The organism is Actinomadura sp. 7K534, from assembly GCF_004348575.1.
Lineage (GTDB): Bacteria > Actinomycetota > Actinomycetes > Streptosporangiales > Streptosporangiaceae > Spirillospora > Spirillospora livida.
On record NZ_SMKB01000007.1, the window covers coordinates 70459 to 79001 of the forward strand.

An 8543-nucleotide genomic window follows, 5' to 3' on the forward strand; every position below is an offset into this window, starting at 1 on the left:
CTCCCCGGCTCAACTGACCACGGCTCCGGCGCGGGCGTCGATCACCGCGCCGGCCGTGGGCAGGCGGTGCACGGCCTCGACGGTGAAATCGGCCTTGGCCAGCAGGTCGCCGAACTCCCCGGCGGTGCGCTCCGCACCGCCCACGACGGTCATCATGTAGAGGTCCATCAACGCTGCGAATCGCGCGTCCTCCCCGGTGGCCCCCTCCTCGACGATGCGCTCGATGACGAGGAGCCGGGTGCCCGGACGCATGGCCCGCCGGCAGACGCGCAGGAGCCGGACACAGCGCTCGTCGTCCCAGTCGTGCAGGATCTGGCGCAGCAGGTAGAGGTCGCCGTCCGCGGGCACGGCGGAGAAGAAGTCGCCGCCGACCGAGGTGCAGCGGTTCGCCAGGCCCGCCCGGTGCATCCGCGTCCGCGCGTTGGCCGCGGTCTTGGCGTCGTCCAGCAGGACCCCCTCGGCCCGGGGGTGCGCCTGGAGCAGGCGGGCCAGCAGCGTGCCGTCGCCGCCGCCGACGTCCACGATGCGGCGGTGCCGGGAGAAGTCGACCGCCGCCAGCAGCTGGTCGATCTCCAGCTCCTGGTCGTGGGACTGCGAGCGGTCGAACAGCTCGCGGAGCCGCCCGTCGCGGCCGAGGTGCTCGAAGAAGCTCTCGCCGAGCAGCTCGTCGAACGCCGTCCTGCCGGTCCGCACGGTGCCGAGCATGCCCGCCCACGCGGCACCGACCTCGCCGGCCGCGAGCAGGGCCGTCGGGAGCGCCGACCCGGCGGCGCCGGTGCACAGCGTCGCGCCGACCGCGGTCAGCTCGTAGGAGCCGTCGGAGCCGCCCGAGTACACCCCGAACGCCGCCAGGCAGCGCATGAGCTGCGTCAGCCGGCGCGGGTCGACGCGGGCCCGGTCGGCCAGTTCCGCGACCGTCAGCGGACCGCCGGCGAGCAGATCCGACAGGCCGAGTTCGGCCGCGGTGCAGACGGCGCGGGACAGCAACTGCCCGAAGACCATCTGCCGCGCCACCACCGCTCCCGGCACCTCGTCCACCACGGTCACTTGCCCCTCCTCGGGTTGTGCGAGCGCGCCGGCAGCGCCCGCGGCCGGACGGGACCGTCCGCGGCCGCGGAGCGGGCCTGCACGGGGAACCGCGCCCGGTACTTCTCGAACCAGCGCCGCTCCGCGTGCAGGAACAGCGAGTCGTGCGGCGCCATGTACCGGACGGCGTAGAGCGCGATCGGCGACCGGGACACCCGGAAGGCGGCGTTGTGCACGGCCGGCTCGGTGCAGGCCGGATGGAACTGGCCGATCATGAGGCCCGCGTCCACGGCCAGGTCCTTGAGCGCGCCGTAGGTCTGGTCGATCCGCCGCCAGCCCTCCTCGGCGGCGTCCGGCAGGACCACCAGCAGGCCGTCCAGCGAGACGCCCGAGCTCTTCGGCGGTTCGGTCGTCGCCTTGAACTCGCGTAACTCCGCGGAGACCAGGCGGTGCAGCTCGTCGCCGTCGCGGGCGTCGACGCCGTAGTGGAAGCTCAGGCGGACCGTGTCCGCGTTGAGCGCCGCGGGAATGAAGGGGCAGACCGGCCCGGGCCGCCCGAGGTGCTCGGACGGCGCTCCCACGTACTCGCGCAGCCAGTCCAGGACGACCGCCCTGTCGTGGTCGAGACGGCCGGCGGGCGGGCGCCTGGCGGCCGTTCTGTGCTCCGTCATCAGCGGGGCGCGGTCCGGTAGCGGACGGGGAGCGCGGCCGGCCCGCGGAAATGCATCCCGGGCCGCCAGACCAGCTCCTCCTCCGGTACGGCGAGCCGCAGGTCGCCGTACCGGTCGAGCAGGCGGCCGATCGCGATCTCGCCTTCCAGCCTCGCCAGGGCCGAGCCGATGCAGGCGTGGGGCCCGTGCCCGAACGCCAGGTGCCGGGCGGGGCGCCGGATGTCGAACCGGTCGCCGTCGGGCGCCACCTCCGGATCGTGCGAGGCCGACCCCAGCCCGAGGAAGACGACGCCGCCGGCCGGGATGGGCGTGCCCGCGATCTCGATGTCCTCGACGGCGAACCGCATGCTCGCGTTCATGGCCGGGCCGTCGAAGCGCAGGACCTCCTCGATCGCCGCCGGGAGCCGCTCGGGCTCGGCGCGCAGCAGCGCCAGCTGGTCCGGGTTGCGGAGCAGGTGGTGGACGGCGACGCCGATGAGGCTGATGGTCGTCTCCTGGCCGCCGAGGAGCAGCAGGAACGCCATCGCCAGCAGCTCGTCGTCGGAGAGCCCGTCCCCGCCGTCCCGGACGACCATGAGGTCGGAGAGCAGGTCCTCGCCCGGCCGGACGCGCTTGTCGGCGATCAGCTCCCGCGTGTAGGACTTCAGCGCCTCGGTGGCGGTCTCGAACTCCGCGCTGCCGGTCGACTGCTCGTCCGAGCCGAGCACCGACCAGCGGCGGAACGCCTCCCAGTCGCGCTTCGGGACGCCGAGCAGCTCGTAGATCAGCGTGATCGGCAGCAGCCCCAGCGTGTCGATCAGGTCCGTCTCGCCCTCCGGGCCCATCCCGTCCAGCAGCTCGTCGGTGATCTCCTCGATGCGCGGGCGCAGCGACTGGACGCGGCGCGCGGTGAACGCCTTGGCCGCCAGCCGGCGCAGCCTGGTGTGCGCGGGCGGATCGCTGTGCAGCATGTTCTTGGTGAGCACGTCGCGGATGGACGGGCTGGGCAGCGCCTCCGGCGGCAGGAACCGCTCCAGGTCCTTGCCCAGCCGGGGGTCGTTGAGCCAGGGGCGGACGTCCTCGTACCGGGTGATCAGCCAGGCGGGCATGCCCTGCGGCAGGGTGAAGCGGTGCACCGGGCTGTGCTCCCGCAGCCAGGCATATGCCGGATAGGGATCGCGGATGAAATCGGCGCCGAACAGCTCCGGTGGCTCATGAATCGTCACGTTCGTCCCCCTTTGGCGGCACGCGGCCGCTGATGACCGTATAAAGTCCCGCCCAGATGACTTCCGTGCGCACATCCACGAGATGTGCACGCGCCAGCCGGGCGATTTCCGCGGCTCGGCCCAGGTCCGAACCGACGAACGGCGCTCGAAAACCCGCGTAGAGGTTCACGGCCGGGTGGTACCACCGCCCGTGCGCCGGAATTCCGTCGGCGATCACGACGCTCCCGCCGGGTCGCAGATAGTCGAGCGTGCGGTGGAAGACCCGCGCCGGGTCGGCGGCGCTGAGACTGAGCACGAACACGGCGGCGTCGGCCGGGGCGCCCGGCTCGAAGTCCGCCATGTCGGCGCGGTGCAGTTCGACGTTCTTCCAGCCCGCCCGGGTGACGCGCTGCCGCGCCCGGTCGAGCATCGGCTCGGTCATGTCGAGCCCGATGACCTTCCCGTCCGGGCCGACGCGGTCGCGCAGCCGGGGCAGCATCAGGCCCGTCCCGCACCCGACGTCCACAATGGTCGCGCCCGGCCGGACCGAAACTGCACGGGCGACCATTTTGTGGATCCGCGGGGCGGCGCCGAAGGAGAATACCGGAAGAGCCTTGTCATAAATCAACGCTGCATGTTTGTAGCGTGGATGCATGACCGGGATCATAATGCCGGAATTTATTTCCGCTTCTCGCTGCTTGCGCTCTTCGATGGCCCGGTGCGGCCGCCGGTTCCTGACTTGGCGAAGAGCTGACCGGGCACGACCGAAAGAGCGCATCCGAGAAGAAGCCGGCCGCCCATGTCCCTGTTAGGAATTGGCGGAAGCCAAGCGAAGCCGTATCGGCCGGGGAGAGGTGGTCTCGTGGAGAGCGTCCTGCAGTTGGTGGCCAAACGCCAAGCGGACCTCGATCGGCACCCGCTGTTCGAGTGGATGAACTCCGGTGACCGCGCCATTCCGGACCCGCTGCTGATCATGCCGCCCATGGCGACGTTCTCGATGGGGTTCCGGGACGTCAACAAGTGGGTGTTCCGGTACCCGGAGGCCGCCGACGACCTACAACGCGGCATCAACGTCCACACCTTCGAGGACCAGACCCACTCGCGGCTGTTCCTGGAGGACTGGAAGCGGCTCGGGCTGAACGAGTGGCTGGGCTGGACGGCCAGTGACACCCTGTGGTGGCTGTTCCGGGCCGAGACGAACGAGGTGGCCCGCGAGCACGGCGTCTACTTCCTGTCGATGGCCGTCGCCGACCGCACCGACCCGCTGCTGCGCTTCGCCCAGTCGGAGATGATGGAGGCGCTCGGGGCGGTCTTCTTCAAGCACGCCTCCAAGATCGCCATCCGCTTCACCGAGCAGACCGGCGTGGAACTCCCCTATATGGGGCCCTTCCACGTGGCCCTCGAAACAGGCCATATGGACTGCGAGGACCTGTTCGTTGAGCAGCGGCTCGACGAGCGGAAGCGCACACGCGCTCTGGATCTGGCCGACACCATCTACAGGATCTTCACCGCACAGCTCGACATGTGGCTGGACTACGCCCACAAGTACATCGACACCGGCAATCCGCCGCGCCCGCCCGCCCGGCCGATGATCGACAGGAGCGCCGCCGGCGGGCCCGGACCGCGTCCGGTCGCCGACGGGCCGGTCCATCCCAGCCAGGAGCCACTCCAGAAACTGCTGATGGCACGCCGGAAGCGGAGCGAGGCGCACCCCTTCTACTCCTGGCTGGAGAACCGCGGCGACCGGGTCACCGCGCTCCAGGCCCTCCAGCGCTTCATCCCCATGTGGACGATGGACATCATGGGGTACCGCGACCTCAACAGGTACGCCATGCGCTACGCCGAGCCGGTGACCGACCTGCACCACGCGGTCAACTCCTGGGCCGCCGACCTCACGACCCACAACACCCTCTTCTTCAACGACTGGAAGCAGCTCGGGCTCGACGAGATCCTCGGGTGGAACAGCAGCGACACGCTCGAGTTCTGCTACCTGGACCCGCAGACCGACGTGCACCGCCGCAACATCGTCAAGTTCACCGAACTCGCCGTCGCCCACGACGACCCCGTGCTGCGCCTGTGGCTCATGAACGCGCTGGAGACCAGCGGCGAGCCGTTCTTCCGGCGGACCAAGGCGCTGGCGGACGAGGCCGAGGCCGTCGCCGGCGTGCGCCTGGACTACCTCGGGGACCGCCACGAGATCGCGCACCACGCTCCGGTGGACGCCGCGGCGCCCGCCGTCCACTTCAAGGACCGGTCCCTGACGCCGGCCGCGCGCGAGGTGGCGGCCCACATGATCGAGACCGTCTTCGACGCCGGCGACGAGCAGCTCGAGATCTCGCTCGACGTCGCCCTGTCGAACAAGTTCGGCATCGCCTGAACGGCATGGTCTCCCCGAACGCAAGGAGCGTGGCACCGTGAAGGACGTCCTGGCGTACGTCGAGCGGCGCGTCGCCGCCATGGAGGACCATCCGCTGTTCACCTGGCTGGCCTCGGACGAGCTGCCGCCGAAGGAACGCCTGATGATCCTGCCGAGCGTGGCGACGGTCGCGATGGGCTTCCGCGACGTGAACAAATGGGTCCTGCGCTACCCCCGTGCGGCCGACGACCTGGAGCGCGGCATCAACGTCCACACCTTCGAGGACCAGACCCACTCGCGGCTGTTCCTGGAGGACTGGAGACGGCTGGGGCTCGACCGGCGGCTGGGCTGGGACGCCTCCGACACCCTGTGGTGGCTCTTCCAGGCCGACGCCAACGAGGTGATCCGCGGCCACTGCATGTACTTCCTGTCGATCGCGGCCGCCGACCGCGGGGACCCGCTGCTCCGCTTCGCGCACGCCGAGGTCGGTGAGCTGTGCGCGCGGGAGCTGTTCTTCAAGCACATCTCCGCGGTCGCCGGGCGGCTGGCGGACCGGACGGGCCTCGCCATGCTGTACTTCGGCGCGCACCACATCGAGGCCGAGGGAGAAGGCGCCGAAGGAGTCTTCGAGTCGCTGGTGCTGGACGGGGAGCGCCGCCGGCGGGCCCGCGAGCTGGCCGACGTCATGATCGATGTGTTCCGGGAGATCCTGGACGGGATCCACGAATACGCGCTGAAGCACGCGGCGACGAACGTTCCGCCCCGCCCCGCCGCCGTCCGGGAGACCGGCCCGGCGGGGCTCGTCGCGGCCGCCGACGCGCCGGTCCACCCCACCCAGGAGCCGGTCCTCCAGGCGCTGCGGGAGTGCCGGACCCGAAGCGGCAGGCACCCGTTCTACACGTGGCTCGCCCACCACGGCCCGCGGATCTCCCCGACGCAGGTCCTCCAGCGGTTCGTCCCGATGTGGGCGATGGACGTCATGGGCTACCGCGACTTCCACCGCTACGCCGTCGGCTATCCCGAGCCGGCCTCCGACCTGGAACGCGCCGTGAACGACTGGGGCGAGGAGCTGATCGCCCGCAACGCGCTCTTCGTCGACGACTGGAAGCAACTCGACCTCGACGAGCTGCTCGGCTGGAACGCCAGCGACACGCTCGACTTCTACTACCTGAGCCGGACGATGGACGTGCACCGCCACAACCGCGTCGCGATGACCGGGTTCGCCACCGGGCATCGGGACCCGCTGCTGAGGCTGTGGCTCGTCAGCGCGATGTCGGAGGCGACGGACATCCTGCTCGACAACACCGCGCCCCTGGCGGAGAAGGCCGAGGCGAACACCGGGCTGCGCCTCGACTACCTGGCCGGGCGCCGGCGGGTCGCGGCGCCGGCCTTCATGGACCGGCCGATCACGCCCGAGCAGCGCGACGTCGCCGTCGAGATGATCGGGACCGCCTTCGAGTTCATGGACCGCCGGCTCGACATGTCGCTCGACGTCGCGCTCTCCAACGACTTCCAGATCCCCTGACCGGCCGGCTATTCGGGGAGGAGGATGGGCCGGGGGTAGTCGAGGGCGTCGCGCTGGGACTTGGGCAGGGTCCATGGGCGATGGACGCGGGAACCCTCGACGCCGGCGAGTTCGCGCACGTATCTGCGGACGTAGTCGCCGCGCGGGTCGAACCGGGACGCCTGCCGCAGCGGGTTCATGACGCGGTCCGGGCGGGTGCTGTTCCCGGTGCCGGCCACCCACTGCCAGTTCCCCGCGTTGTCGGCGATGTCGCCGTCGGCGAGCCAGTCGCCGAAGTGGCGCAGGCCGTCCCGCCAGTCGATCCCGAGGTCGCGGGTCAGGAACGACGCGGTGATGAGCCGGGCGCGGTTGTGCATGAAGCCCTCGCGGTGCAGCTGGCGCATGCCCGCGTCCACGATCGGGACGCCGGTCATGCCGTCGCACCACGCGGTGAGGGCGTCCTTGGCGTCGCTCCATCGCCGGTCGCGCGGCCGGTAGTCCTCCCTGGGCAGCGCCGGGAACGCCGCGGCGACCTGGTGGTGGAAGTCGCGCCACGCCAGCTGGCGGCGGAACGCGTCCGGCCCGGCCTCCGCCAGTTCCCGCGGTGAGACGCAGCCGAACTTCAGGTACGGGCCGAGCCGGGACGTCCGGTCGGCGGCGAGGTCGTCGTGGACGTCGTCGTACGCCGCGGCGTCCTGCCGGAGCCACGCCGCCAGGCGCTCCCGCCCCTTCCGCTCGCCGCCGGGGGCGAGCTCGGGCGAGGGCGAGCCCGGTATCAGATCGGCGAGCCGCGGCAGCGGTCCCGCCCTGACACCGGACGGCAGGCGGACCGCCTCGGGCACGTCCGCGAGCGGCCGCCACCGGGCCGCCTCCCAGGCCCGCCAGTACGGCGTGAACACGCGGTAGTGGTCACCGCCGGCGGGCGTGAGGTCACCCGGCGGGACGACGGTAATGCCGGGATGCACCGAGATGTCCAGCCCGAGCTGCCGGAGTCCGTTGAGGCGCCGGGTGGCGAACGCCGACCGCTCGTCGGCGATGAAGAGCGACCCGGCACGCGTCTTCTCGGCCAGCCGCGCCACCTCCGCGACCGGGTCACCGCGCACCACCACCAGGTCGCCGCCCAGCTCGCGCAGCGATCGCCGGAGGTCCGCGAGGCTGTCCAGAAGGAACCGGACGCGATTCGGCACGGCGAACGGACCGTCCAGGATCGCATCGTCGAGCACGAACACCGGAACGACCCGGCCGGCCTCGCACGCGGCGGCCAGCGCCGGGTTGTCCCGCACCCGGAGATCACGGGTGAAGAGCATGATCGAGGTGCTCATCACCGGCGGGCGGGACGGTTCCGGTAGGCGATATCGCTGTTCAGCGCGGTGGCGAACAGGCACCACACCGCGTACGGGACGAGCGCGGCACCCGCGGCGCCATCGGCGCGTGCCGTGCGCCGGATCAACTCGGCGTTGCTCACGTCCAGCAGGACCGTGCCGACGACTCCCGCGGCCGTGCTGCGCCGACGGAAGAAGAGGACGTTCCACGCCGCGTTCAACGCCAGGTTGACCCCCAGGCTGGCGGCCAGTGCCCGCTGCTCCCGCCCCCGGGACCTGAGCAGCGCCCGCCCGCTCGCCCAGGCGATCGACGCGTAGAGCGGCGTCCACACGACCCCGAACGTCCAGCCCGGCGGCTGCCACGCAGGCTTGGCCAGCGCCCGATACCAGGCGGAATCGGCATCGACCGCCTTGCCGCCCACCGCTGCCGCCACCGCGACCGCCGCCGAGGTGGCCCCGTAAGTCTTCACCCTGTCTCTT

8 protein-coding genes are annotated in these 8543 nt (G+C 71.4%); 2 read left to right on the plus strand and 6 right to left on the minus strand.

Going from position 1 to position 8543, the window contains the following annotated elements; translation table 11 throughout:
- Nucleotides 1-9: 9 nt before the first annotated feature.
- The 4 genes from E1266_RS03095 to E1266_RS03110 are packed head-to-tail and all read right to left on the minus strand — an operon-like array spanning nt 10 to nt 3536.
- A complete protein-coding gene (locus E1266_RS03095; protein WP_132043484.1) occupies nt 10-1047 on the minus strand; it encodes a methyltransferase in 1038 nt (345 codons plus the stop codon).
- Nucleotides 1044-1697, minus strand: coding sequence for a DUF6875 domain-containing protein (locus E1266_RS03100; protein ID WP_132043486.1), 654 nt, complete (start codon nt 1695-1697; stop codon nt 1044-1046). The genes E1266_RS03095 and E1266_RS03100 overlap by 4 nt, the downstream gene beginning before the upstream one ends.
- Nucleotides 1697-2902, minus strand: coding sequence for a cytochrome P450 (locus tag E1266_RS03105; RefSeq protein ID WP_207945388.1), 1206 nt, complete (start codon nt 2900-2902; stop codon nt 1697-1699). Before E1266_RS03105 ends, E1266_RS03100 begins: the two co-directional genes overlap by 1 nt.
- Nucleotides 2889-3536: a methyltransferase domain-containing protein gene (locus E1266_RS03110; RefSeq protein ID WP_132043490.1), complete on the minus strand. Its 648-nt coding sequence runs from the start codon at nt 3534-3536 to the stop codon at nt 2889-2891. The genes E1266_RS03105 and E1266_RS03110 overlap by 14 nt, the downstream gene beginning before the upstream one ends.
- A gap of 207 nt (nt 3537-3743) precedes the next feature.
- Between E1266_RS03110 and E1266_RS03115 the strand changes: the two genes are divergently transcribed.
- Nucleotides 3744-5258, plus strand: coding sequence for a hypothetical protein (locus E1266_RS03115; RefSeq protein ID WP_132043492.1), 1515 nt, complete (start codon nt 3744-3746; stop codon nt 5256-5258).
- A gap of 37 nt (nt 5259-5295) precedes the next feature.
- Nucleotides 5296-6762 carry a hypothetical protein gene (locus E1266_RS03120; RefSeq protein WP_132043494.1) on the plus strand — a complete coding sequence of 489 codons (1467 nt, stop codon included), beginning with the start codon at nt 5296-5298 and terminating at the stop codon, nt 6760-6762.
- Nucleotides 6763-6770: 8 nt separating this feature from the next.
- Here the strand turns inward: E1266_RS03120 and E1266_RS03125 are convergent, their stop codons facing one another.
- Both E1266_RS03125 and E1266_RS03130 read right to left on the minus strand, forming a co-directional pair.
- Nucleotides 6771-8063 (minus strand): deoxyribodipyrimidine photo-lyase, encoded by a 1293-nt coding sequence (locus tag E1266_RS03125; protein WP_207945389.1) that lies wholly within the window; start codon nt 8061-8063, stop codon nt 6771-6773.
- Nucleotides 8063-8543, minus strand: a 481-nt coding sequence (locus tag E1266_RS03130; protein ID WP_207945390.1) for a TspO/MBR family protein, incomplete at its 5' end; no start/stop codon positions are given. The genes E1266_RS03130 and E1266_RS03125, both read right to left, overlap by 1 nt.

Excerpts from the sequence above, each read along its gene's own strand:
- E1266_RS03100 (WP_132043486.1), bottom strand. The coding sequence starts at position 1,697 with ATGACGGAGCACAGAACGGCCGCCAGGCGCCCGCCCGCCGGCCGTCTC.
- E1266_RS03125 (WP_207945389.1), bottom strand. The coding sequence starts at position 8,063 with ATGAGCACCTCGATCATGCTCTTCACCCGTGATCTCCGGGTGCGGGAC.
- E1266_RS03110 (WP_132043490.1), bottom strand. The coding sequence starts at position 3,536 with ATGCATCCACGCTACAAACATGCAGCGTTGATTTATGACAAGGCTCTT.